This is a genomic window from Pseudomonas sp. FeN3W (genome assembly GCA_030263805.2).
In the GTDB taxonomy this organism is placed as follows: domain Bacteria; phylum Pseudomonadota; class Gammaproteobacteria; order Pseudomonadales; family Pseudomonadaceae; genus Stutzerimonas; species Stutzerimonas stutzeri_G.
In genome coordinates this window covers 4321808-4345098 of sequence record CP136010.1, presented here as the reverse complement: position 1 = coordinate 4345098, position 23291 = coordinate 4321808, and the positions used below count along the sequence as shown (strand labels likewise).

Annotated in this window: 24 protein-coding genes; 13 read left to right on the top strand and 11 right to left on the bottom strand. The window is 64.0% G+C overall.

All coding sequences use genetic code 11. From position 1 onward, the window contains the following. Positions 1-41: 41 nt before the first annotated feature. The 4 genes from ccoM to P5704_020475 all read right to left on the bottom strand — a co-directional run bounded on the left by ccoM (position 42) and on the right by P5704_020475 (position 1452). Positions 42-149, bottom strand: a complete 108-nt coding sequence (gene ccoM / locus P5704_020490) for a cytochrome c oxidase subunit CcoM (GenBank protein ID WOF78364.1) — start codon at positions 147-149, stop codon at positions 42-44. Positions 150-378: 229 nt separating this feature from the next. Then, positions 379-540, bottom strand: a complete 162-nt coding sequence (locus tag P5704_020485) for a hypothetical protein (GenBank protein ID WOF78363.1) — start codon at positions 538-540, stop codon at positions 379-381. Further along, the gene (locus tag P5704_020480) at positions 537-1148 is read right to left on the bottom strand and encodes an alpha-ketoglutarate-dependent dioxygenase AlkB (protein WOF78362.1); all 612 of its coding nucleotides are present in this window, start codon (positions 1146-1148) and stop codon (positions 537-539) included. The genes P5704_020485 and P5704_020480 overlap by 4 nt, the downstream gene beginning before the upstream one ends. Positions 1149-1155: 7 nt before the next feature. Continuing rightward, positions 1156-1452, bottom strand: coding sequence for an aspartate-semialdehyde dehydrogenase (locus P5704_020475; GenBank protein WOF78361.1), 297 nt, complete (start codon positions 1450-1452; stop codon positions 1156-1158). A gap of 151 nt (positions 1453-1603) precedes the next feature. On the opposite strand from P5704_020475, the gene rapA reads away from it, so the two are divergent. Next, positions 1604-4453, top strand: a complete 2850-nt coding sequence (gene rapA / locus P5704_020470; GenBank protein WOF78360.1) for an RNA polymerase-associated protein RapA — start codon at positions 1604-1606, stop codon at positions 4451-4453. A gap of 143 nt (positions 4454-4596) precedes the next feature. On the opposite strand, the gene P5704_020465 is transcribed toward rapA, so the two are convergent. The 5 genes from P5704_020465 to P5704_020445 form a co-directional block, all read right to left on the bottom strand. Then, entirely contained in the window at positions 4597-5505 is a 909-nt protein-coding gene (locus P5704_020465; GenBank protein ID WOF78359.1) for a CHAD domain-containing protein, read from the bottom strand. Between the two features lie 118 nt (positions 5506-5623). Beyond that, complete coding sequence (locus P5704_020460; GenBank protein ID WOF78358.1) at positions 5624-6889, bottom strand: Hsp70 family protein; 1266 nt, start codon at positions 6887-6889, stop codon at positions 5624-5626. A 160-nt stretch (positions 6890-7049) separates the two neighbouring features. After that, positions 7050-8396, bottom strand: coding sequence for an MFS transporter (locus tag P5704_020455; protein WOF78357.1), 1347 nt, complete (start codon positions 8394-8396; stop codon positions 7050-7052). A gap of 120 nt (positions 8397-8516) precedes the next feature. Further along, entirely contained in the window at positions 8517-9299 is a 783-nt protein-coding gene (locus tag P5704_020450; protein WOF78356.1) for a TIM barrel protein, read from the bottom strand. Further along, a complete protein-coding gene (locus tag P5704_020445; GenBank protein WOF78355.1) occupies positions 9296-10183 on the bottom strand; it encodes an NAD(P)-dependent oxidoreductase in 888 nt (295 codons plus the stop codon). The genes P5704_020450 and P5704_020445 overlap by 4 nt, the downstream gene beginning before the upstream one ends. Before the next feature lie 280 nt (positions 10184-10463). On the opposite strand from P5704_020445, the gene P5704_020440 reads away from it, so the two are divergent. Then, positions 10464-11276, top strand: coding sequence for an undecaprenyl-diphosphate phosphatase (locus P5704_020440; GenBank protein WOF78354.1), 813 nt, complete (start codon positions 10464-10466; stop codon positions 11274-11276). Positions 11277-11359: 83 nt separating this feature from the next. Here the strand turns inward: P5704_020440 and P5704_020435 are convergent, their stop codons facing one another. Then, positions 11360-11605, bottom strand: coding sequence for a hypothetical protein (locus P5704_020435; protein WOF78353.1), 246 nt, complete (start codon positions 11603-11605; stop codon positions 11360-11362). Between the two features lie 175 nt (positions 11606-11780). On the opposite strand from P5704_020435, the gene P5704_020430 reads away from it, so the two are divergent. The 7 genes from P5704_020430 to P5704_020400 all read left to right on the top strand — a co-directional run bounded on the left by P5704_020430 (position 11781) and on the right by P5704_020400 (position 18403). Next, entirely contained in the window at positions 11781-12632 is an 852-nt protein-coding gene (locus P5704_020430) for a putative selenate ABC transporter substrate-binding protein (protein WOF78352.1), read from the top strand. A gap of 19 nt (positions 12633-12651) precedes the next feature. Next, positions 12652-13500, top strand: coding sequence for an ATP-binding cassette domain-containing protein (locus P5704_020425; GenBank protein ID WOF78351.1), 849 nt, complete (start codon positions 12652-12654; stop codon positions 13498-13500). Further along, positions 13494-14327, top strand: a complete 834-nt coding sequence (locus P5704_020420) for an ABC transporter permease subunit (GenBank protein WOF78350.1) — start codon at positions 13494-13496, stop codon at positions 14325-14327. The genes P5704_020425 and P5704_020420 overlap by 7 nt, the downstream gene beginning before the upstream one ends. After that, a complete protein-coding gene (gene phnE, locus P5704_020415; GenBank protein ID WOF78349.1) occupies positions 14324-15091 on the top strand; it encodes a phosphonate ABC transporter, permease protein PhnE in 768 nt (255 codons plus the stop codon). The genes P5704_020420 and phnE overlap by 4 nt, the downstream gene beginning before the upstream one ends. Positions 15092-15175: 84 nt before the next feature. Continuing rightward, entirely contained in the window at positions 15176-16534 is a 1359-nt protein-coding gene (locus P5704_020410; GenBank protein ID WOF78348.1) for a CHASE2 domain-containing protein, read from the top strand. After that, the gene (locus P5704_020405) at positions 16468-16833 is read left to right on the top strand and encodes a hypothetical protein (protein ID WOF78347.1); all 366 of its coding nucleotides are present in this window, start codon (positions 16468-16470) and stop codon (positions 16831-16833) included. Before P5704_020410 ends, P5704_020405 begins: the two co-directional genes overlap by 67 nt. Then, a complete protein-coding gene (locus tag P5704_020400) occupies positions 16820-18403 on the top strand; it encodes a M48 family metalloprotease (protein ID WOF78346.1) in 1584 nt (527 codons plus the stop codon). The genes P5704_020405 and P5704_020400 overlap by 14 nt, the downstream gene beginning before the upstream one ends. 53 nt (positions 18404-18456) lie before the next feature. Here P5704_020400 and P5704_020395 read toward each other — a convergent pair whose 3' ends face one another. After that, positions 18457-18774, bottom strand: a complete 318-nt coding sequence (locus tag P5704_020395) for a DUF2288 domain-containing protein (protein ID WOF78345.1) — start codon at positions 18772-18774, stop codon at positions 18457-18459. 199 nt (positions 18775-18973) lie between these two features. Between P5704_020395 and P5704_020390 the strand changes: the two genes are divergently transcribed. The 4 genes from P5704_020390 to livG all read left to right on the top strand — a co-directional run bounded on the left by P5704_020390 (position 18974) and on the right by livG (position 23290). Further along, a complete protein-coding gene (locus P5704_020390) occupies positions 18974-20092 on the top strand; it encodes a branched-chain amino acid ABC transporter substrate-binding protein (protein ID WOF78344.1) in 1119 nt (372 codons plus the stop codon). 257 nt (positions 20093-20349) lie between these two features. Beyond that, positions 20350-21273 (top strand): high-affinity branched-chain amino acid ABC transporter permease LivH, encoded by a 924-nt coding sequence (gene livH / locus P5704_020385; protein ID WOF78343.1) that lies wholly within the window; start codon positions 20350-20352, stop codon positions 21271-21273. Further along, entirely contained in the window at positions 21270-22526 is a 1257-nt protein-coding gene (locus P5704_020380; protein ID WOF78342.1) for a high-affinity branched-chain amino acid ABC transporter permease LivM, read from the top strand. The genes livH and P5704_020380 overlap by 4 nt, the downstream gene beginning before the upstream one ends. Beyond that, positions 22523-23290, top strand: a complete 768-nt coding sequence (gene livG, locus P5704_020375) for a high-affinity branched-chain amino acid ABC transporter ATP-binding protein LivG (protein ID WOF78341.1) — start codon at positions 22523-22525, stop codon at positions 23288-23290. Before P5704_020380 ends, livG begins: the two co-directional genes overlap by 4 nt. Position 23291 lies beyond the last annotated feature (1 nt).

Here is a 23291-nt window from a genome sequence, read left to right as displayed (position 1 = left end):
CCTAAATGCCTTGCGTGCTCTTTGAATCTGTCGGGAATCGACTACTTCTTGTGCGCGTCCCGCCAGATGAAATATCCGAAGCCTCCGAGGAAGGCGACCATCAGGCCGACCGTGACCACCCCTGCGAGCACCACATTATCGACAAACATGAGACCTACCTCCGAAACCTGATTCGTGTTCGATGGGTTCAAGTTAAACCCGCTCCCGCCTAAAAAAATTGACCCCGGTCAATGGCCGCAAAGCAGCGCGCACAGCCGTGCGCAACGACTGATCCAGGTCAAGAAAACAGGGGTGTTGAAGGCAATAAACAGCGGGCAGGAGCAAAAGCCGATCGGCTAATAGCGAATCGATATGTGCAAATGTGGAGGGGGAACGCGGTTAACGCTTCTTCGGAGAGTGTTTACCCTTCTTCTTCGCCTTGCCCAGCGGCAGGGCCTGCTCGAAAGTCTTGCGCATCTCCTCGAGGCGTTTGTCGTTGAGGTCGTGAATGCGCTTTGCGCGCTCTGCACTGAAGTCGATCAACTTCTCGTCGCTGCTCATTTGCTCGGTCTCGTCTCGATCAGGCGGAAGGTCAGGTTGAGGCGCGGCTGCAGCACCTTGCTGGTCCGCGCGATCTGGTGTTGCCAATGATGCTGCGTCGCGCCCCTCATGACCAGCAGCGAGCCATGAGCGAGGACGAGCGAATATCGAATCCGCCCACTGCCCTTGCGCCGCAGATCGAAGCGCCGCTCGGCGCCGAGACTCAGCGAAGCGACCGTCGGGCAATCGCCCAGCTCGGGCTCATCGTCACTGTGCCAGCCCATGGCGTCGCGTCCGTCGCGATACAGGTTCAGCAACACACCGTTGAAGTGGTGGCCGGTCTCGTTCTGCAGACGCTCACGGATGTCGTGCAACAGCGGGGTCCAGGCCAGCGGATCATGTCGCAGACCGGAATAGCGATACCCAGCATCCGCGTCGCCATACCAGGCGACCAGGCGTGGTACGGCAACCTGGCGGCCATAGATTCGAATTTCGGGTTGCGACCAGGGCGTGGCGCTGATGAGCTCCTGCAGCCAGGCATCGGCGGTTTCGCTGTCGGCCCACCCCGGGCGGTAGTCCAGTGCCGCGTCCGGCAACTCGATCGATGAAGCGTGGCCAGGGTCGGTCATGAACACCTCAGACCTCGACGTCTACCCAGAGTCCCTGGCGCGGCAGCTCTTCGAGCTCGGCCTGGTCCTGCTCATCGGTCTCGCCGGTCGCCAGTTCCTCCGGGGTATAACCCCGGCGCTGACGCCGCCGCTGCTCGTCGCGCAGCATCTCGGCGCTCTCCTGCGGATGCCGTCGGTCGAGGGTAACCGCACTTTCGCCCGAACTCGGCTGCACGGGCACCACCGGTGCGATCTCCGGGCGCGGCTTGACCGCGTCCTGCTGGGCGTTGACCGGGAATACGCCTGATGGGATGGGTGGCAGCATGCTGGTTACCCTTCTTTACCGATGAATCGGCGTGGCACCGGCCAACTTTAACAGGACCGCTACACTTCATGCGTCACGCAGTCGCCATCGGTCGTCGCCCTGATGGCGACGTTCCGTTACCATAGCCGGCTTTTTCACAGCGGGAGGCAGCATGGCGCAGCAGTATCTACCGGGGCAACGCTGGATCAGCGACAGCGAGGCGGAACTCGGCCTCGGAACCATCCTCACCCAGGATGGGCGGATGCTCACCGTGCTCTACCCGGCCACCGGCGAAACCCGCCAGTATGCGACGCGCAGCGCGCCACTGACCCGCGTACGCTTCGTCCCGGGTGACGAGATCACCCACTTCGAAGGCTGGAAGATGACCGTGCGCGAGGTCGACGACGTCGACGGCCTGCTGGTCTACCACGGCCTGACCGCGCAGAACGAAGCCCGCACCCTGCCGGAAACCCAGCTGTCGAACTTCATTCAGTTCCGCCTGGCCAGCGACCGCCTGTTCGCCGGGCAGATCGACCCGCTGGCCTGGTTCAGCCTGCGCTACCACACCCTGCAGCATCAGAGCGCCCAGTTGCAGTCCTCGCTGTGGGGCCTCGGTGGCGTGCGGGCGCAACCCATCGCGCACCAGCTGCACATCGCCAAGGAAGTCGCCGACCGCATCGCCCCGCGCGTGCTGCTGGCCGACGAAGTGGGTCTGGGCAAGACCATCGAGGCCGGCCTGATCCTCCATCGCCAGCTGCTCTCCGGCCGCGCCAGCCGGGTGCTGATCCTGGTACCGGAGAACCTGCAGCATCAGTGGCTGGTGGAGATGCGCCGCCGCTTCAACCTGGAAGTCGCGCTGTTCGATGCCGAGCGCTTCATCGAGAGCGATGCCCGCAACCCCTTCGAAGACACTCAACTGGCGCTGGTCTCGCTGGAGTGGCTGAAGGAAGACGAGCGCGCCCAGGACGCCGCCTTCGCCGCCGGCTGGGACCTGCTGGTGGTGGACGAGGCGCATCACCTGGTCTGGCATCCGGAAGGCGCCAGCGCCGAATACACGCTGGTCGAACAGCTGGCTGAAGTGATTCCCGGCGTGCTGCTGCTGACCGCGACACCCGAACAGCTCGGCCTGGACAGCCACTTCGCACGTCTGCGCCTGCTCGATCCGAATCGTTTCCATGACCTCGATGCCTTCCGCGCCGAGAGCTCCAGCTATCAGCCAGTGGCCGAAGCCGTGCAGGAACTGCTCGACGAGGGTCGTCTCTCGCAGCAGGCACACCAAACTATCCACGATTTCCTCGGCGCCGAGGGCGAAGCCCTGCTGGCCGCCGCCACCGATGGCGACATTGAGGCCAGCAGTCGGCTGATCCGCGAGCTGCTCGACCGTCACGGCACCGGCCGCCTGCTGTTCCGCAATACGCGCGCCGCCGTGCAGGGCTTTCCCGAGCGCCAGCTGCACCCCTACCCGCTGCCCTGCCCGGCCGAATACATGGAGCTGCCGCTGGGCGAGCACGCCGAGCTGTATCCGGAAGTCGCCTTCCAGAGTCAGCAGGAACCGGCCGACGAGCAGAACCGCTGGTGGCAGTTCGACCCGCGTGTCGAGTGGCTGATCGACACCCTGAAGATGCTGAAGAAGTACAAGGTGCTGGTCATCTGCGCCCACGCCGAGACTGCGCTGGATCTGGAGGACGCGCTGCGCGTGCGCTCCGGCATCCCGGCCACGGTATTCCACGAAGGCATGAGCATCCTCGAACGCGACCGCGCCGCGGCCTACTTCGCCGACGAGGAGTTCGGCGCGCAGGTGCTGATCTGCTCGGAAATCGGCAGCGAAGGCCGCAACTTCCAGTTCAGCCACCATCTGGTGCTGTTCGATCTGCCGGCGCACCCGGACCTTCTCGAGCAGCGCATCGGCCGTCTCGACCGCATCGGCCAGCAGCACACCATCCAGCTGCACGTGCCGTACCTGGAAACCAGCCCGCAGGAGCGCCTGTTCCAGTGGTATCACCAGGCGCTGAACGCCTTCCTCAACACCTGCCCGACCGGCAACGCACTGCAGCACCGCTTCGGTCAGCGGCTGCTGGCACAGCTGGAAGAAGGTGACGACGATGCCTATCAACAGCTGATCGACGAGGCCCGCGCCGAGCGCGAGCGTCTCGAAGCCGAGCTGCACAGTGGTCGCGACCGTCTGCTGGAGCTCAATTCCGGCGGCGGCGAACAAGGCAAGGCGCTGGTCGAAGCCATCGAGGAGCAGGACGACCAGTTCGCCCTGCCGATCTATATGGAGCAGCTGTTCGACGCGTTCGGCATCGATAGCGAGGATCACTCGGAAAACGCCCTGGTGCTGCGCCCCAGCGAGAAGATGCTGGATGCCAGCTTCCCGCTGGGCGACGACGAGGCCGTGACCATCACCTACGACCGCGAGCAGGCCCTGGCCCGCGAGGACATGCAGTTCCTCACTTGGGAACATCCCATGGTGCAGGGCGGCATGGACCTGGTGCTGTCCGGCTCCATGGGCAACACCGCCGTCGCGCTGATCAAGAACAAGGCGCTCAAGCCGGGCACCGTGCTGCTCGAACTGCTGTTCGTCAGCGAGGTGGTGGCGCCGCGCGTGCTGCAGCTCAGCCGCTTCCTGCCGCCGTTGGCGCTGCGCTGCCTGCTCGACGGCAATGGCAACGACCTGGCCTCGAAGGTGGCCTTCGATACGCTCAACGATCAGCTGGAAAGCGTGCCGCGGGCCAGTGCCAACAAGTTCGTCCAGGCCCAGCGCGACGTGCTGGCCACCCAGATCGCCGCCGCCGAAGCCAAGATCGGGCCTCGCCACAGCGAGCGCGTTGCCGAGGCGCAACGCAAGCTGAAGGCTGGTCTGGATGAGGAGCTGGCGCGACTGGTAGCCCTGCAGGCAGTCAACCCGAGCGTGCGCGACAGCGAGATCGAAGCCCTGCGCCAGCAACGCGAAGACGGCCTGGCGGCATTGGAAAAGGCAGCCTTGCGGCTGGAGGCGATACGGGTACTGGTCGCCGGTTGAGCCGGCGGCGCTTTGCTCGGGCGTCCTGAAGGCGGGGGCCAGCCCTTCCTTTCAGGTCAACGCGCCAGCGGCTGAACCGCCTCGGTCTCGAACTGAGCGAGGCGGCGCCTTTCCCAGAGCGGCCTGGACGAAGCGCAGGTCGCCTATTCCTGTTCCTTGCGCGCGATACGCCAGTACGCTCCGACCCGTTCCGTCAGCGCCTTTGGCGGTTCGGCATACAAGCGCCGGCCCAGGCGCAGCGCGCCCTGTTGCAACTGTGTCCGCCGCTGCTCGATACAGCGCTGCAACGCTTCACGGGTTTCCGGTGTGCCGAACAGCTCGGGCTCGCCCTGCATCAGCTGCATCATCACTGCCAGGTCGTGGTCGTCACCCAGCGCATCGGCGACCTGCTTGAGCTGTTCCGCACGGCTTTCCAGCGCACCCGGCCAGCACGGCGAGAGCAGCTGGCAGTGATACCAGTGGTCCTTCACCCGCTTGCGCCACTCGTGCAGCAGCGTATCCGAGTCCGCCTTCTGCGCACGTGCGAGATCCCGCACTCCATCGGCGTAGGTTCGCCGAAAGCCCGCGGCGAGCAAGCCGAAGCCCTTGCCCGGCAATTTCCAGTGCTGCACCTCCCGAGTCAGTGCACGCAGATCACCCAGCACCTGCGTCACCTCCACATCGAAGCCGGTATGCACCTCGCCATCCGGCGCGGCGCGCTGCTGCAGGCGCAGACGGATCTGGCGGAACGCATCGCTGACGAACAGAGGCTGATCGGTGCGCGCCAGGGCGTCCCAGCTTTCCAGCATGGCGGCGGCATCGCGTGACTCGGCCAGGCGTCGCCCGGCATCGCGCAGCCGACGATTGTCGACGTTGAAACGCGCACCGAGCGGTTCGCGCACCAGCCGTAGCAGCGCGCGCAGTTCCTTGAAGCGCTTGCGCGCCTGATGAACGCCCTCGGCACGCTCGGACGGTTCGACACAGAGCGCCTGGATCGCCTTGTTGATGCGCCTCAGCGCAGCCTTGCGTACCTCTTTGGCAGCGTTGCGCGCTGGGCGTATTCGATAAGCCATTCGCGTTATTCCCTCAATGACACACTCCGCCGGAGCATCCGTATTGAGACCCGCGCGCCACGCCAGGTGTTATCCCGGCAATGTGAAGATTTTGTGTCAGCGACACCAAGATTTCGCCTCAACCGTAGCGCTTGCACGCCTCGATGGCCAATCCGCTGCCAATGCTGCCGAAACGGTTGCCTTCGACGTGCCGGGCCCGCGGCAACAGGCTGGCGACGCTGTCGCGCAATGCCGGAATGGCGCTGGAGCCGCCGGTGAAAAACACCGTATCGACCTCATCATGGCGCACAGCGGCATCCGCCAGCAGCTGCGCGATGCTGGCACCGATACGCTCGAGCAGTGACGCGATGGCACCTTCGAAACCCTGGCGCGTCAGCTCGACCTGCAATTGCGGCTCGATACGCTGGAAGTCGATGGCGAACCGCTCCGCCTCGGTCAGCTCGATCTTGCCCTGCTCCACCTGCATCGCCAGCCAGTGCCCGGCACGCTGCTCGATCAGGCGGAACAGCCGGTCGATGCCGGAGGGGTCGACGATGTCGTAGCGCATGCTCTGCAGTGCTCGTAGCGAGGCCGGCGCGTAGACCGCGTTGATGGTGTGCCAGGTCGCCAGGTTGAGGTGGGTGCTGGTCGGCATCGGCGCGTCGCTCTTCATCCGGCTGCCATAGCCGAACAGCGGCATGACCCCGCTCAGGCTGAGCTGCTTGTCGAAGTCGGTACCGCCGATATGCACGCCGCCGGTAGCGAGAATGTCCGCCTGTCGATCATCGACAGCACGGCGCTCGGGCGACAGCCGCACCAGCGAGAAGTCGGAAGTACCACCGCCGATATCGACGATCAATACGCGCTCTTCGCGTTCGATACGCGACTCGTAATCGAATGCCGCAGCGATCGGCTCGTATTGGAAGGATACTTCCTTGAAGCCGATCTTGCGGGCGGCGGCGGCCAGGGTGTCCGATGCCTCGCGGTCGGCCTGCGGGTCGTCATCGACGAAAAACACCGGTCGCCCCAATACGACTTCCTCGAATGGCCGGCCGGCGGCCGTCTCGGCACGCTGCTTGAGGGTACCGAGGAACAGACCGAGGATTTCCTTGAACGGCATGGCGCTGCCGAGCACGGTGGTTTCGCTTTTCAGCAGCTTGGAGCCCAATAGACTCTTGAGCGAGCGCATCAGACGGCCTTCGTAGCCTTCCAGGTATTCGCTCAGCGCCTGGCGGCCGTAGACCGGCCGGCGTTCTTCGAGATTGAAGAACACCACCGAGGGCAAGGTCGGTTGCTCGCCTTCCAGCGCGATCAGCGGATCGACGCCGGGACGCCACCAGCCGACCGTTGAGTTGGAGGTGCCGAAGTCGATGCCGCAGGCGCGGGCAGATGGGGCGTTGAGCATGGCGTATTCCACGGGTACTGAAAAAACGGCCGCGCAGTGTAAAGGAGGCGGCCCGCCAATGCAGGCCTATCGTCGGTTGACCGCTCGATGGCTTTCCTCAGGTGAAAAAAATGCCCGGCCATCGCTGGTCCGGGCATAAACCCCATAACGCAACACCGTATCAGGCAGGCACCGCCTCCGCGCCGGACGCATCGGCCGTCATCCCGGCAGTCATGCGCTTGGCATCGGCGCAAAAGGTCCGCGATGCCTGGAACAGGAACAGCATGGTCAGCAGCAGCGTCGCAGGTATCAGGTACATCGCCCCGTGCAGACCCTCGGCGCGGAAGGCCTCGGTCATCTCGCTGGCGCCCGCCGCAAGCATCGCTCCTTCGGCGAAGTGGTCCGAAAGCAGCCCCACCACCACGGTGCCCATGCCACCACCGAGCAGGTATAGCCCGGCGAAGAACAGCGCCATGGCCGTGGCCCGCAGACGCGGTTCGACCACGTCCTGAATGGCCGTGTAGACGCAGGTATAGAAGTTGTAGGAGAACAGCCAACCAATGCTGAACACCGCGACGAACACACCGACTTCGATGCGCCCGGCCAGCAGCGCATAGCCGGTCGCGACGGTGGCGATCAGCATGCTCACCGCGGCGAAAATCAGGCGCCCACGGGCGAAGCGCTGGTGGATACGGTCAGCGACCCAGCCGCCCAGGGTCAGCCCGAACAGACCGGTCAAGCCGACGATCACACCGGTGGCGACCGACGCCTGTACCAGCGAGACACCGTGATAACGCATCAGCAGCGGCACCATGAAGGCGTTGCAGGCATAGGTGGCGAAGTTGAACGCCAGCCCGGCCAGCACCAGCCACCAGAACGTGCGAATCGACAGCACCTTGCGGATCGGCTGCTGCACCCGCTCTTGGGAAACCTTGACGGTCTCGGCGGCGCCGCGCTTGGGCTCCTTGATCAGAAAGATGAACAACGCCAGTACCAGGCCCGGCACGGCGGCGATGAAGAAGGGCGCGCGCCAGCTGCCGAACGCCTCGACCATGGAACCGATGGTGAAGAACGCCAGCAGCAGGCCCAGCGGCAGGCCGAGCATGAAGATGCCCATGGCCCGTGAGCGCTTGTGCGCCGGAAACAGATCGCCGATCAGCGAGTTGGCGGCCGGTGCGTAACTGGCTTCGCCGATGCCGATGCCCATGCGCACCAGCAGGAAGCTCCAGAAGTTCCAGGCCAGCCCGTTGACCGCGGTCAGGCCGCTCCAGGCGGTGAGCCCCCAGCCCATGATCTTGCGCCGCGAACCGAGGTCCGCCATGCGCCCCAGGGGCAGCCCGGCAATGGCGTAGACGATGGTGAAGGCGGTACCGATCAGACCGAGCTGGAAATCGTTGAGGCTCCATTCCAGGCGGATCGGCTCGGCGATGATCGCCGGAATGGTGCGATCGAAGAAGTTGAACAGGTTTGCCAGGAACAGCAGAAACAGCACGCGCCAGGCGTTGGATGCTTGGGTGGAAGGCTGCATGACGTCGGTCTCGATTGTTCTTATATTCCGGCCGCAGACCAGCCGGGACTCGACGACGACTCTAGAGTCTATGCCTGATCCTGTCTCCGAACATCACCTTCGCTTATGCCGCGCGATGGCTCAGCGCCCGCGCCACTCGGCCAGCCAGCCCAGGCTGGCTGCGGTGCCCTGCTCCCCCGGTTTGTATTCGGCGCTCAGCCAGCCTTGGTAGCCGCTGGCCTGCAAGGCCTGCAGCGCTGCGCCGAAGTCCAGCTCACCAGTGCCAGGCGCGCCACGGCCCGGGCAGTCGGCGAACTGCACATGACCGATGCGCTCGCCCAATTGGGTGACGCAGCCGGGCACGTCCAGCTGCTGGCGTGCCATATGGTAGAAATCCAGTTGCGCCAGGCAATTGGGGTGATCGACCCGCTCAAGCAGCGCTTCCAGATCCGCCGCGCTGTTGATTAGAAAGCCCGGCATGTCGAGCGGATTGATCGCTTCGCAGAGCACGCGGATGCCGAGCATGTCGAAGGCGTCGGCGGTCTTCCACAGGTTGTGCTCGAGCGTCTCCAACGCCTGCTCACGGTCGACGCCTTCGGCGAGGCGGCCCGGCAGCACATTGACACTGGCCGGGCGCACCATCAGCGCATAGGTCAGCGTCTCCTGCAGGGCCGCATCGAAGGCCTCTTGCCGGTCCGGCACCGCCGCCAGGCCTGGTCCGCCCTGCAGCAGATCGCCGGCGGGCAGATTGATCAGCACCAGCGGCATGCCGGCGCGCTCGAGCTGCTCCTTCAGGCGAATGGCCGGCACTTCGTAAGGAAACTGGATCTCCACGCCATCGAAACCGGCGGTGCGGGCGGCCAGGATGCGCTCGGTGAGCGGCAGTTCGGTGAACAGCAGCGATAGGTTGGCGGCGATCTTCATTGGTCGCCCTCCCGGTACATCTGCACCAGCGTGGCGGGGTCACGCTCCAGATTGCCCTGGCTGCCGTGCAGGCGCATCAGCTGCGCGGCCAGGCCGCTCAAGGGCGTCGCCGCCCCCTGCTCGCGAGACAGCTTCACTGCCGTATCCAGATCCTTGAGTAGCGTGCGCACATGCCACTTCACCGGTTCGAACTCGCTCGCTGCCATCTGCGGGGCGAGGATCTGCAGTGGCTTGGAATCGGCGAAGCCGCCGGCCAGCGCCGGTGCCAGCAGGCTGGCGTCGACCCCGGCACGTTCGGCCAGGGCCACCACCTCGGCGATCACCAGCGCATTGCAGGCGACGATCATCTGGTTGCAGACCTTGGTCACCTGGCCGGCGCCGACCCCACCCATATGGGTCAGGCGTTGGCCCAGGTTCATCAGCACCGGCCGTACCCGCTCGACATCCTCGGCGCGGCCGCCGGCCATGATCACCAGGCTGCCGGCTTCCGCGCCCGGCGTGCCGCCGGACACCGGGGCATCGACCCAGCGCATGCCATTGCGAAATTCCAGCTCGGCGGCCATGTCGCGGGTTGCTGTCGGCTCCAGACTGGAATGATCGACCAGCAGCTTGCCGGCCTTGCCGCCCTCGGCGATGCCACCTTTGCCGAACAGCACCTCGCGCACGGCGGCGGTATCGGCAAGGCAGAGCAGCACGATGTCCGCCTCGGCACAGAGCTCGGCGGGCGTTGCCACCGCCTTGGCTCCCAGCTCGACCAGCGGCTGGCACTTCTCGGGCGAGCGATTCCACACCGCCAGGCGATACCCCGCCGCCAGCAGGCGTCGGCACATCGGCAGGCCCATCAGGCCGATACCGGCAAAAGCGAGGGTTGGCAGGTCGGACATGGGGCGGCTCCTTGGCGAACGAGGTCGTGATTCTAGCGCCGCACCGCCAGGAACGGCCAAACGATATACCGCCTGCTATCCTCGGCTGCTCGATGCCCACCATCTACTGTCACAATGCTACTGTGACTGATCCAGCAAATTGCCCGACCCACCGGAACGATCCGTCGCCGAGCGCCTCTGAAGGAGGCCCCGGGGCATCGCCTCGCGCAGACCCATCCGCTCAACGCACGCCCGCCCACGGCAACGCGCGTGCATCAGAAGACATCGCAGGAAACAAGCAATGGATTTAATTCAGATCATCGTCCTGGCCATCGTGCAGGGACTAACCGAGTTCTTGCCGGTATCGAGCTCGGCTCATCTGATCCTCTTCCCGCACTTGGTGGGTTGGGACGACCAGGGACTGGCATTCGACGTGGCAGTGCATCTCGGCACCCTCGCCGCCGTGGTTTGGTACTTCCGCCAGGAAGTCTTCGGCATGACCCGCGACTGGTTCGCGTCACTAGCCCGCCGCGAGCGTGTAGGTGACAGCCGGTTGGCCTGGGCGGTGATCCTGGGGACGATTCCGGTCGGCATCGCCGGGCTGCTGTTCAAGGACTTCATCGAAGTCCAACTGCGTTCGCCGTTGGTGATCGCCTGGGCGACCATCGGCTTCGGCCTGCTGCTGTGGTGGTCGGACGTGGTCAGCCGACGTGTCCCGCAACCGCGCGACGAGCACAGCCTGAGCTGGAAGGACATCCTGCTGATCGGCTGCGCCCAGGCGCTGGCACTGATCCCCGGCACCTCGCGCTCGGGCGTGACGATGACCGCCGGCCTGCTGCTGGGACTATCGCGCTCCGGTGCTGCGCGCTTTTCCTTTCTGCTGTCGATCCCGGTGATCGTGCTCGCCAGCGTGCTTAGTACACTCGACCTGGTGGAAGGCGGCGTGGCTGTTGACTGGACGGCGATGGGGCTGGGTGTGGTGCTGTCGGCGGTGAGTGCCTATCTGTGCATCCACATTTTCCTGAAACTGCTGGAGCGCGTCGGCATGCTGCCGTTCGTAATCTACCGATTGATCCTCGGTGTGGTGCTGCTGGTGCTGTTCACCGGCGCCTGAGCGCGAGCGACTCGATGAACGCCTTGCCGCGGTTCGCGATGCCATCGCGCTGCCGCGGCGCTAGCCAGAGCTACGTCGCGCTATCAGCCCTGGGGCAGATCGATCAGCAATGGGCCGAGCAGGACAGCTGCAATGCGCGCCTCGGTGAACATCTTCTCGGTCAAAGGCACATTTCGCACTTCCGCACTGCCAAGAGGTTGCGCCTGAATCCTCGCGACTTCTCTGAACGAGTAGCCATCTGCCCAAACCATGGTGGACCCACGCTTTTTATCGCACTTCACATTCGCTTCCTTTGCCTGCGGGGTGGCACATTGCACATATTCGGCCACTACAGATCACTTAGGTTTAGGGCCTGAAAAAAGTTCGTCACGTTACACGATATTTCTGCAGTGGATCGCGACGCGAAGGTTCCCAGCGGTCCTGCTCAGCTTTCCCTTGGCGCCACGCCTCTAGCACACTCTATAATCCATGCGCTTTTTCCGCTATTGAACCGGAGAACCCTCAATGCTGAAGCGCTCCCTGGCAGCCGTTGCCGGCCTTGCCCTGTCCCTGTCTGTTGCTAGCACTCACGCCGCCGAAACCCTGCGGGTTTCCGCCATCCCCGACGAAGCTCCGACCGAGCTGATTCGCAAGTTCAAGCCGCTGGGCGAATACCTGGAACAGCAGCTGGGCATGCCGGTGAAGTTCACTCCGGTGTCGGACTATGCCGCTGTCGTCGAATCCCTGGCCTCCGACCGCCTCGATCTCGCCTGGCTGGGCGGCTTCACCTTCGTCCAGACCCGCCTGAAGACCGGCGATGCGATCCCCCTGGTACAGCGCGAGCAGGATGAAAAGTTCACCAGCAAATTCATCACCGCCGATCCCGAAGTGAAGTCGCTGGCGGACCTGAAAGGCAAGACCTTCGCCTTCGGCTCAGTGTCATCGACCTCAGGTAGCCTGATGCCGCGCTATTTCATGCTCAAGGATGGCATCGAGCCGGAGCAGTTCTTCAAGCGCATCGCCTACTCCGGTGCCCACGATGCCACCGCCGCCTGGGTCGAGGCCGGCAAGGCCGACGCCGGCGTGCTCAACGCCTCCGTGTGGGACAAGCTGGTCGCAGCCGGCAAGGTCGACACCGACAAGGTTCGCGTGATCTCCACCACCCCGCCTTATTACGACTACAACTGGACCGTGCGCGGCAACCTGGACCCGGCTCTGGTCGAAAAGATCAAGGCAGCCTTCCTCGCCCTCGATCCGGCCAACCCGGAGCACAAGGCGATTCTCGATCTGCAGGCCGCCAGTCGCTTCATCGAGACCAAGCCGGAGAACTACGCAGGCATCGAAGAAGCCGCGCGCGCCGCCGGTCTGCTCAAGTGATGCCGCGTAATCATCAGCAATGAGCACGCTGCAAACACCGCCGGCGCAGGGCCTCGCTGTGCAGCCGGCGCTGAAGCTGGCCGGCGTGGGCCACACCCACGCCGGCGGCCAGATCGCACTGCGCGGGCTCGATCTGCAGGTCGCGCAGGGCGAGCGGGTCGCCATCATTGGCCCGTCCGGAGCCGGCAAGACCACGCTGCTGCGCCTGCTGGCCACGTCGCTCAAGCCTGACCAGGGCGATCTCGAACTGCTCGGCAAGCGCCCCTGGACACTCTCGAGCGGAGCGCGTCAACGACTGAGGACACAGATCGGCCTGATCCACCAGGCGCCGCCGCTGCCACCGCGACAGCGGGTGGTGACGGCGGTACTGGCGGGGCGTCTCGGCAAATGGTCGCTACCCAAAAGCCTGCTAAGCCTGCTCTATCCCCTGGACCGCCAAGGCGCTGCCGAGGTGCTCGGGCGCCTCGATCTTGCCGACAAGCTGTACGTACGCTGCGACCAGCTATCGGGTGGCCAGCTGCAGCGGGTCGGGATCGCTCGCATGCTTTACCAGACGCCGGAGCTGATCCTGGCCGACGAACCCGTCTCGGCCATGGACCCGGTGCTCGCCAGCCATACGCTGGGCGTGCTCAACCGCGAGGCCCAGCGTCGCAACGCCACTCTGCTGGCCAGCCTGCATGCGGTGGAGCTGGCACTGGAGCACTTCCCGCGGATCGTCGGCGTGCGTGACGGTCGCATCCTGTTCGACAAGCCTGCCAGCGAGATCGGTCCGGACGAACTGACCGCGCTGTACGCCAATGAGCAGCTTCAGCACGCCCCGTCGCCACCCGCTGCAGCGACCCCGCCACTGAACATTCCGCGATGCTGAACCGCGCAGTTGCCCGACACGATCCTGCCGCCGCGCCACGCCTGATGCTGACCCTGTTGGCCGTAGCGCTGCTGTGGCCGGGGATACGGCTGAGCGAGCTGGACCTGGGCGTGCTGTTCGACGGCAGCAATGCCGACACCATGGGCATGTTTCTGTCGGCGTTCTGGCCGCCGGAGCACGGTGGCGAATTCCTCGGCCTGCTCTGGCAGGCGACACTGGAGACCCTGGCGATCGCCACTGCCGGCATGAGCCTGGCTCTGGCCGTCGCCATCCCCTGCGCCCTGCTTGCCACCCGTGCCCTGTCGCTCTCGGCGCTCAGCCGGGGTGGTCGCCCGGCCTGGTGGGCGCAAGCGCTGCGCTGGCCAGTCCGCGGACTGCTGATCGTGCTGCGCAGCATCCCAGAGATCGTCTGGGCGCTGTTGTTCGTCCGCGCCGTGGGCCTGGGGCCGACCGCCGGCGTGCTGGCCATCGCCATCACCTACGCCGGCATGCTCGGCAAGGTCTATGCGGAAATCTTCGAATCGGTCGACCCGCTACCTGCCCGCGCACTGCTCGGTGCCGGTGCCTCGCGGATGCAGGCCTTCCTCTACGGCGTGCTGCCGCAAGCCACGGGCGAGATGCTGTCGTACAGCGTCTACCGCTGGGAATGCGCGATCCGCGCCTCGGTGGTAATGGGTTTCGTCGGCGCCGGCGGGCTGGGTCAACAGATGGATCTGTCGATGCGCATGTTCGCCGGCGGTGAAGTCGCCAGCATGCTGTTGACCTTCCTGGCGCTGGTGCTGTTGGCGGACTTGCTCAGCCGTCTGCTGCGCTGGAGGTTCGCATGAGGGTGCTGTCACGCCTGCTGATTCCAGCCGGGCTGGTCGCTGCCGTGGTGGCCGCCTTTGCCTTCCTGCAGCTGGAAAGCACCGCCCTCCTCAGCCGCGACGGCCTGACGCAGATGGCCGCCTACGCTTCGGGCTTCATGGCACCGGATCTGTCGGCCGCCCATCTGCAGGCGATCGCACACGGCACGCTGGAAACACTGGCGATGTCGGCCATCGGCACATTGCTCGCAGCCCTGTTCGGCTTGCTGCTGGCACTCCCCGCGGCGGGTCGTTTCGGCCTGCTGGCGCAGGCGGCATCACGCCTGCTGCTCAATGCGCTGCGGGCGATTCCGGAGCTGGTGTGGGCGGCCTTGATGGTGCTGGCCGCAGGGCTCGGGCCGAACGCCGGCACCCTGGCGCTGGCGTTGCACACCGCAGGCGTGCTGGGTCGGCTGTTCGCCGAGGCGCTGGAAAACATCCCACCGCAGCCCGGCGACGCCCTGCGCCTGGCCGGTAGCGGACGCATCGCGGCATTCTGCTACGGCACCCTGCCCTCGCTCTGGCCACAGCTGGTGGCCTACACGCTGTACCGCTGGGAAAACAACATCCGCATGGCCAGCGTGCTCGGCTTCGTTGGCGCCGGCGGCCTGGGCCAGATGCTCTACATGAGCCTCAGCCTGTTCCAGGAAGCCCAGGCCTCGACGGTGATCCTGGCCATGCTGGCGATGGTACTGGCGGTCGACAGCCTGAGTGCCTGGGCCAGGCAGCGCTGGGTAAGAGGCTAATCGTCGCGGCCGACTCCGTTGACTTTTGTGAACTGATTAACCGAACATCCGTGATGTCGTTTTGAGATCATCAAGGATGATGGAGTGTCGGCCCTACCGCGCCAGCTGTCTACGTTAAGAACCGTATTGGCATTGCTGGCGATCCTGCTCGATCCCTTCGGCCTGACTACAGCCACCGACGGCGCATCGTCCCGCCTGCTCAACCAATTGCAAGCCAACGCCTACGGCGATGCCGGCGCCAGAGAGCAAATCGCCGTTGTCATCATCGATGACGCTTTTCTGCGCCAGCGCGAAAGCCATTGGCCACTGCCCTACAGCGAACAGAGCAAGCTTTTCCGCCAGCTCCTGGCCTATCGGCCAGCCGCGGTCATGGTTGACCTGATGTACAGCTATGACCACTCTCGTGGACGCAACAGCGATAGCAGCCGACTCCTGTCCAACGTGTTCGAACGCTATCGAGCTGCCGGCGTGCCGCTGTATCTCGCCAACTCCGGCAGCGCTGAATCCAATGCCCTGCCGATCTTTACCGAAGTCAGCGAACCGGCACTCGTCAGCTGGAGCGGCTTTGAAGATCAGTATCCGCTGGCAGCCGAAACCGCATACGGCTGGATGGACAGTGCGGCCTTCGCGTTGTACCGAAGCTACTGCACGCGCCAGGTCTGCCCGCCGCTGCCAACCACGGCGCAGCTCGCCGGAGAGCAGCCGCCGATCGCTGTGCAATGGGGCGCTGACCCGGCGCGCGAGCAGGCGCTGGTCAGCGACATCAGCCAGTGTGCTTCATCATCCGGAGTCTGGAGCAGAATTCTCAGCCAGCTTGCTCAGGCGGTGTTCTGGCGCATCAGCGCGCCTGCGGAAGCACGCTGTCCGTATCACCTGACAATTACCGCGAGCGCTCTGGCTACGACCGTACCGGAGGAGCGCGCCTTGTTACGTGAGCTGCTTGGCGATCGCCTGGTTCTGGTCGGCGCCTCCATCAGCTCCGCCGAGGACCTCACCAGCTCACCGGTTCACGGCAAGCTACCGGGCGTTTACGCCCATGCCATGGCGCTCGATAACCTGATCGAGTACGGCCCGGACTACCTCGCCGCGCCACCGCGGCTGTTGGACACCGAAATCGATGTCCTGGACCTGCTCGAATTCTTCTTCGCTCTGGCCATTCTCTGGTTTCACTCGGCCCGCGCAGGACTATCGTCCAGACGTCGCCTGGCGTTCGCGCTCAGCGCGACGCTCTGTCTGCTGCTAATCAGCCTGCTGCTTTATCAGTTGCGTGTCGCTCCAGTGAACATCCTCGGCTTGTTGCTGCTGATTGGCGTGCTATTGCCAGAAGAACCGGAATGCCCCTCCCTCCCCTCGACCAGCACACGAAAGGAGTCATCATGCGCACACCCCTCACCCTGCTCTGCGCCCTGTTGCTCAGCAGTACCAGCTACGCGGCCGGATTGACCGTAGAGCAATACACCAACGATCCGATCGCCCTGCTTGATGCGGAGGGTCGTTTGCTGAAGAAGGTTGCACGCTCCGAGTTACCCGCCACACCACTGGCCGCACAGCAGTGGAATGACGATCTCGAACTGGTGCAGGTCGAGGTAGCCGGGCAGCTGGTCTGGCTGGACGGCGTGGATGTCCGCCTGAGTCAAGGCAAGACCGTGCCAATGCCGTGTGCAGCGCTACCCAAGGCCCGCGCAGAAAGCGCAACCAATCTCTCCACCATTGGTTACGGGGCCGGCTGTGCGAAGAACTGACCTACTGCCTAAGCCGGCCGCATTGGCGTCGGCCCTACTGCTGGCTTGTCTCGGCGGATGCAGCACGCTCAAGGGAGCACCCGACGCGCTGATCAATCTTGCCGGGCAAAGCACACAAAGCAGATTCCAGGGCAAATACCTGGAGCAGGAGGAGGTTCGCAGTTACTTCCGCCTCGATCCGCAACACACCCAAAACCTGCGACTTAGCTATGACGGTCGTAGCCTGCCAGCCAATGAAATCCGCCAACAGAACGTGGTGCTGATTCCTGCGCTGCAGAACTATCTGCAAGGCATCGTCGAACGCCTTGCCAAGGGTTGGCCTGGTGAGCAGCCACAGTTGCGGGTAACGGTCACCGACAGTTACTCGTTCGGGCCATCAGCCGACCCGTACGGCAATCTCTACGTGCCGCTCGGCATGCTGGAAAGCGTAGAAAGCGAGGACGAAATCGCGGCGATGCTGGCCCATGAAATGAGCCATGTGCTGCTGCGTCACCATGATCGCCGCCAAGCCTTCAACGAGCAGCGCGAACTGCTGACCAACATTGCCACTACCGCGGTCATTGCGACGATGGTCGCCGACTCTCGTCTGGATCGCGGGGCATCGAAGTGGAAGGTGGTCAGCAAGAATCCGCAAGCCACGCAAAAGGCTATCGACGATACAGTGCTCTACACCTCTCTCGCCAACACCTTTTCGGACAACGTATGGAACACGGCCTGGGGTCGTGCCCAGGAAGACCAGGCAGATCTGCTGGGGACCGACCTGCTAATCCGCGCGCATTACGCGCCGCGCGGTGCCAGCCATAGCCTGCAGCGGCTCAGCGACTTTCAGGGCAAGCAGGAACCCCTCATGGCCGGTTTCATACAGGCTAGACGGAGCGCGATGCAGGATTCGCTGCAGCGCCTCGACCTGAACGGCTTTACCCAGGAGATCAACACGTTCGTCAATCAGGGCCTGATGACGACCGTCAGCGCAGTCGGCCAGCACCTCACCCGCTCACACATGTCAGCCCAGCGTCGCGACGACGACCTGCGCCAATATCTGCAGCGCGAGTACGATGCCGAGCGCTACAACCGGGTGAATAAACGGAACTGGCTTACAGTCCGCAACGCCCCAAGCGTGAAAGCCTCACTGGACGCTTACAGGAACGCCTACGGAGCCAACGAGGCCCTGGCTCAGAAGAATCTCAAGGATGCCCGAACCTTGGCCGAGCGAGCCCTCAAGTCTCCGGTGGCTAACCAGCCAGGCATTCGTCGTAGCCTCTTCAACGTCCACATGGCAAGCGGAGACAAACGTCGTGCCCTGGCGCAGCTCAACGCGATCAAGGACTGGTCGCTAGCGGGACCGGAAGTCTACGAACAACTGGTTCACTACCATCTGAACAATGGCGATGCGGGTGCAGCGCTTGCGACCATTGAACGGGCTGAACGCCACCTGGGTTCACAGGAACAGTTCATTGTCGAAAAGATGCTCGCCCATAAGCTCAAGAACAATGAGAGCGAACTGCGCGCACTCGGCGAAAAATGCAAGCAGATGCCAAACCGCAAAGAAGTCTGCAAGAAGCTCGGCTGAACCTTGGGCACGCGACGCTGGCAACACTCCCAGCTCGCGAGCTTGGCCCCATTTCAGTGCAGTGCAGGTTTGCCGACGCGTTCCTGCACCAGCACCCAGGGTGCGACCACGACGGCCCAGAGGTCAGGATCGCGTTCCAGCCAGTCCTGCGCCCGCTCGGCCTGCATCTTCGACAGCTGCCCACCCTCGAGCCACACCGCCACCTTGGCCTGATCATCCTCGGCGACGGCCAGCGCGACCTCGACCAGATCGGCATCCCCAGCCACCTGCAGCAGCGCGCCGCGGGCGAAGAACGGCTGCAGTTCTTCCCAGGTAATCGCTGCGGTTTCGCCCAGCAGCTTGGCATAAAGAGTGCTTGCGTCGTCGGCCATGGGACTCACCAGATACGAAAAGGGCGCAATGATACCCGCGCCCCGATTCCCATCAAACGGTTGAATCTGCCGGCTGTGCAAACGGAGGAGACACTTCTACACTGTGCCGGTACAGTTGCCGGAGCGTTTCGGGATGTTCGCCTCTTAACGGCACTCCGGCCCGCAGGATTCAAACAATAACGATGCAAGTGGAGCACTTATGAAGACCAAGCAGCGTCTTTCGAAAATTTTTCTGGCAATGGCATTGACCGGCGCAGCCAGCTACACCCTGGCCGCAGACACAATCCGTATCGGTTTGGCAGGGCCGGTAACCGGGCCAGTGGCGCAGTACGGGGACATGCAGTTCATCGGGGCCGAAATGGCCATCGAGCAGATCAACAAGGCCGGCGGGGTGAACGGCGCACAACTGCAGGGCGTGCGCTACGACGACGCCTGCGATCCGAAGCAGGCCGTGGCGGTAGCCAACAAGATCGTCAACGACGAAGTGCAATTCGTCGTCGGCCACCTCTGCTCCAGCTCCACTCAGCCGGCGTCCGACATCTATGAGGACGAAGGCATTCTGATGATCACCGCGGCTTCCACCAGCCCGGACATCACCTCCCGCGGCTACGAGCTGATTTTCCGCACCATCGGCCTGGACAGCCTGCAGGGCCCGACCGCCGGCAACTTCATCGCCGACCACGTCAAGCCGAAGAACGTCGCCGTCATCCACGACAAGCAGCAGTACGGTGAAGGCATCGCCACAGCCGTCAAGCAGACCCTGGAAAGCAAGAACATCAAGGTCGGCCTGTTCGAAGGCATCAATGCCGGCGACAAGGACTTCTCCTCGCTGATCGCCAAGCTCAAGCGCGAAGGCGTGGACTTCGTCTACTACGGCGGCTACCACCCGGAACTGGGTCTGCTGCTGCGCCAATCCAAGGAAAAAGGCCTGAATGTGCGCTTCATGGGGCCTGAAGGCGTCGGCAACTCGGAAATCTCCGCCATCGCTGGCCCGGCTTCCGAAGGCATGTACGTGACGCTGCCGAAATCGTTCGATCAGGATCCGCGCAACAAGGAACTGGTTGAAGGCTTCAAGGCCAAGAAGCAGGACCCGAGCGGTCCGTTCGTGTTCCCCGCCTACGCCGCCGTGCAGGTCATTGCCGAAGGTATCGAGAAGGCCGGCAGCACCGACACCGACAAGGTGGCCGAGGCGCTACGCAGCAACACCTTCGACACCCCGACCGGCATGCTCGCGTTCGACGAGAAGGGCGACCTGAAGGACTTCAACTTCGTCGTCTACGAATGGCACCAGGACGGCACCAAGACCGAAGCCAAGTAATTTCCATCAGCCTGACGAAGCCCACACTCGCTTGTGGGCTTTGTTTTAAGCAGGCGGCCCAGCCAAAAGCACCCGGGCCGCCCTGCCGTACCTGTAATTCAACGAGCGGCCTGAACAGCAGGCCCACCTCGAACCGATGCCGTGCGTGATCCGCAGGGCACCGTACCGCAGTGGCGCCGTGCCAGGGTGTGCGGTGCGTTCGACGTGGGCAGCGCAGCAGACCGAAACGCAATTGCAGGGACTTCGGGAGAGCAGTGATGCCTGAGCTTTACCACTACCTACAACAGCTGATCAACGGGCTCACCGTTGGCAGCACCTACGCGCTGATCGCCATCGGTTACACGATGGTGTACGGCATCATCGGCATGATCAACTTCGCCCACGGCGAGGTGTACATGATCGGCTCGTATGTCGCCTTCATCGCCATTGTCGGCCTGTCCATGATGGGCCTGGATGCACTGCCTATCCTGATGATGGGTGCGTTCGTCGCCGCCATCATCGTCACCAGCGCCTACGGTTACAGCATCGAACGGGTCGCCTATCGCCCCCTACGTGGCAGTAATCGCCTGATCCCGCTGATCTCGGCCATCGGCATGTCGATCTTTCTGCAGAACGTCGTGCTGCTGGCTCAGGACTCCAAGGACAAGGCGATTCCCAACCTGATGCCGGGCAATCTGGTGTTCGGTGAAAGCACCATGAATGGCGTGGTGATTTCGTACATGCAGATCCTGATCTTCGTGGTCACCTTCGTCGCCATGTACGGGCTGACGATGTTCATCTCGCGCTCACGCCTTGGACGCGCCTGCCGCGCCTGCGCCGAAGACCTGAAGATGGCCAACCTGCTGGGCATCAACACCAACGGCATCATCGCCCTGACCTTCGTCATCGGCGCTGCGCTGGCTGCCATCGCGGCGGTGCTGATCAGCATGCAGTACGGCGTGATCAACCCGCACATCGGCTTCCTCGCCGGCATCAAGGCGTTCACCGCCGCGGTACTCGGCGGCATCGGCAGCATTCCGGGTGCCATGCTCGGCGGCCTGGTGCTCGGTGTAGCCGAGGCCTTCGGTGCCGACATCTTCGGCGACCAGTACAAGGATGTCGTGGCGTTCAGCCTGCTGGTGCTGGTGCTGCTGTTCCGCCCCACCGGCATCCTCGGCCGCCCGGAGGTGGAAAAGGTATGACCGGCAATCTCCGTACAGCCTTCTTCAGCGCCCTGCTGGTCATCGCCGTCGCGGTGCCGGTATTCGGCCTGAAGCTCACCACCGTCGGCATCCGCGTCGAAGTGCACGGCGCCGAAGCCGGTACGTTCTGGATCATCGCCGCCTGCGCGGTGGCCATGTTCTTCTGGCAGCTGTTCCGCACACACCTGGCCGCCGGCTGGGCCGCCAGCCCCAACCTGCCCAGCGTGCCTGCCGGTGCCGGCAGCTTCCTTACCCTGCCCTCGACGCAACGCTGGATCATCCTGGCGCTGATTCTGGTGGCGCTGGCGTGGCCGTTCTATGGTTCGCGCGGCGCGGTGGACATCGCCACGCTGATCCTGATCTACGTGATGCTCGGCCTCGGCCTGAACATCGTCGTCGGTCTGGCCGGCCTGCTCGACCTGGGTTACGTCGGCTTCTACGCCGTCGGTGCCTATACCTATGCGCTGCTCTCGCACTACTACGGGGTCGGGTTCTGGACCGCACTGCCCATCGCCGGCGCGATGGCGGCGCTGTTCGGCTTCCTGCTCGGCTTCCCGGTGTTGCGCCTGCGCGGTGACTACCTGGCCATCGTGACCCTCGGCTTCGGCGAGATCATCCGCATCCTGCTGCGCAACATGACCGATCTCACCGGCGGCCCGAACGGCATCAGCGGCATCGACAAACCGACGCTGTTCGGCCTGTCCTTCGACCGCCGTGCAGCCGAGGGCATGCAGACCTTCCACGAGTATTTCGGCGTGGCCTACAACTCGGTGAATAAGGTGATCTTCCTCTACCTGATCGCCCTGCTGCTGGTGCTGCTGACGTTGTTCGTGATCAACCGTCTGCTGCGCATGCCGATCGGGCGCGCCTGGGAAGCCCTGCGCGAAGACGAGATCGCCTGCCGCGCGCTGGGCATGAACCCCACCGTGATCAAGCTCTCGGCCTTCACCCTCGGTGCGACCTTCGCCGGTTTCGCCGGCAGCTTCTTCGCCGCACGTCAGGGGCTGGTATCGCCGGAGTCGTTCACCTTCATCGAGTCGGCGATCATCCTCGCCATCGTCGTGCTGGGCGGCATGGGCTCGCAGCTCGGGGTGATCCTCGCCGCCATCGTGATGATCCTGCTGCCGGAGCTGATGCGCGAATTCAGCGAATACCGCATGTTGATGTTCGGCGCCCTGATGGTGCTGATGATGATCTGGCGTCCGCAAGGCCTGCTGCCGATGCAACGCCCACACCTGGAGCTGAAGCAATGAGCCGCCCGATTCTAGAAGTACGCGGCCTGATGATGCGTTTTGGCGGCCTGCTGGCTGTCAACGAGGTGGGGCTGAAGGTACATGACAAGCAAGTGGTATCGATGATCGGCCCCAACGGCGCCGGCAAGACCACGGTATTCAACTGCCTGACCGGCTTCTATCAGCCGACCGCGGGGGAAATTCTCCTCGACGGCACGCCGATCCACGGCCTGCCCGGCCACAAGATCGCCCGCCAGGGCGTGGTGCGCACCTTCCAGAACGTCCGCCTGTTCAAGGACATGACGGCGGTGGAAAACCTGCTGGTGGCGCAGCACCGCCACCTGAACACCAACTTCCTCGCCGGTCTGCTGAAGACGCCGGCGTTCCGCCAGAGCGAACGCGAGGCCATGGAGTTCGCTGCACACTGGCTGGAACAGGTGAACCTTACGGATATCGCCAACCGCCCGGCGGGCACCCTCGCCTACGGCCAGCAGCGCCGCCTGGAAATCGCCCGCTGCATGATGACGCGCCCACGCATCCTCATGCTCGACGAGCCGGCCGCCGGCCTGAACCCGAAGGAGACCGAAGACCTCAAGGCGCTGATCGCCATGCTGCGCGACGAGCACGGCGTCACCGTGCTGCTGATCGAGCACGACATGAAGCTGGTCATGAGCATTTCCGACCACATCTACGTGATCAACCAGGGCACCCCGCTGGCCAACGGTACGCCCGAGCAGGTCCGCAACAACCCGGACGTGATCAAAGCCTATCTGGGAGAGGCGTAAG

What these genes read in the sequence shown, in the direction of transcription:
- P5704_020440 (WOF78354.1), top strand. Translation starts at nt 10,464, where the DNA reads ATGGATTTAATTCAGATCATCGTCCTGGCCATCGTGCAGGGACTAACC.
- P5704_020455 (WOF78357.1), bottom strand. Translation starts at nt 8,396, where the DNA reads ATGCAGCCTTCCACCCAAGCATCCAACGCCTGGCGCGTGCTGTTTCTG.
- P5704_020390 (WOF78344.1), top strand. Translation starts at nt 18,974, where the DNA reads ATGAAGACCAAGCAGCGTCTTTCGAAAATTTTTCTGGCAATGGCATTG.
- P5704_020420 (WOF78350.1), top strand. Translation starts at nt 13,494, where the DNA reads ATGCTGAACCGCGCAGTTGCCCGACACGATCCTGCCGCCGCGCCACGC.
- P5704_020395 (WOF78345.1), bottom strand. Translation starts at nt 18,774, where the DNA reads ATGGCCGACGACGCAAGCACTCTTTATGCCAAGCTGCTGGGCGAAACC.
- P5704_020380 (WOF78342.1), top strand. Translation starts at nt 21,270, where the DNA reads ATGACCGGCAATCTCCGTACAGCCTTCTTCAGCGCCCTGCTGGTCATC.
- P5704_020425 (WOF78351.1), top strand. Translation starts at nt 12,652, where the DNA reads ATGAGCACGCTGCAAACACCGCCGGCGCAGGGCCTCGCTGTGCAGCCG.
- P5704_020475 (WOF78361.1), bottom strand. Translation starts at nt 1,452, where the DNA reads ATGCTGCCACCCATCCCATCAGGCGTATTCCCGGTCAACGCCCAGCAG.
- livH (WOF78343.1), top strand. Translation starts at nt 20,350, where the DNA reads ATGCCTGAGCTTTACCACTACCTACAACAGCTGATCAACGGGCTCACC.
- P5704_020450 (WOF78356.1), bottom strand. Translation starts at nt 9,299, where the DNA reads ATGAAGATCGCCGCCAACCTATCGCTGCTGTTCACCGAACTGCCGCTC.
- P5704_020485 (WOF78363.1), bottom strand. Translation starts at nt 540, where the DNA reads ATGAGCAGCGACGAGAAGTTGATCGACTTCAGTGCAGAGCGCGCAAAG.
- rapA (WOF78360.1), top strand. Translation starts at nt 1,604, where the DNA reads ATGGCGCAGCAGTATCTACCGGGGCAACGCTGGATCAGCGACAGCGAG.
- ccoM (WOF78364.1), bottom strand. Translation starts at nt 149, where the DNA reads ATGTTTGTCGATAATGTGGTGCTCGCAGGGGTGGTCACGGTCGGCCTG.
- P5704_020430 (WOF78352.1), top strand. Translation starts at nt 11,781, where the DNA reads ATGCTGAAGCGCTCCCTGGCAGCCGTTGCCGGCCTTGCCCTGTCCCTG.
- phnE (WOF78349.1), top strand. Translation starts at nt 14,324, where the DNA reads ATGAGGGTGCTGTCACGCCTGCTGATTCCAGCCGGGCTGGTCGCTGCC.
- P5704_020465 (WOF78359.1), bottom strand. Translation starts at nt 5,505, where the DNA reads ATGGCTTATCGAATACGCCCAGCGCGCAACGCTGCCAAAGAGGTACGC.
- P5704_020445 (WOF78355.1), bottom strand. Translation starts at nt 10,183, where the DNA reads ATGTCCGACCTGCCAACCCTCGCTTTTGCCGGTATCGGCCTGATGGGC.
- P5704_020460 (WOF78358.1), bottom strand. Translation starts at nt 6,889, where the DNA reads ATGCTCAACGCCCCATCTGCCCGCGCCTGCGGCATCGACTTCGGCACC.
- P5704_020480 (WOF78362.1), bottom strand. Translation starts at nt 1,148, where the DNA reads ATGACCGACCCTGGCCACGCTTCATCGATCGAGTTGCCGGACGCGGCA.
- P5704_020405 (WOF78347.1), top strand. Translation starts at nt 16,468, where the DNA reads ATGCGCACACCCCTCACCCTGCTCTGCGCCCTGTTGCTCAGCAGTACC.
- livG (WOF78341.1), top strand. Translation starts at nt 22,523, where the DNA reads ATGAGCCGCCCGATTCTAGAAGTACGCGGCCTGATGATGCGTTTTGGC.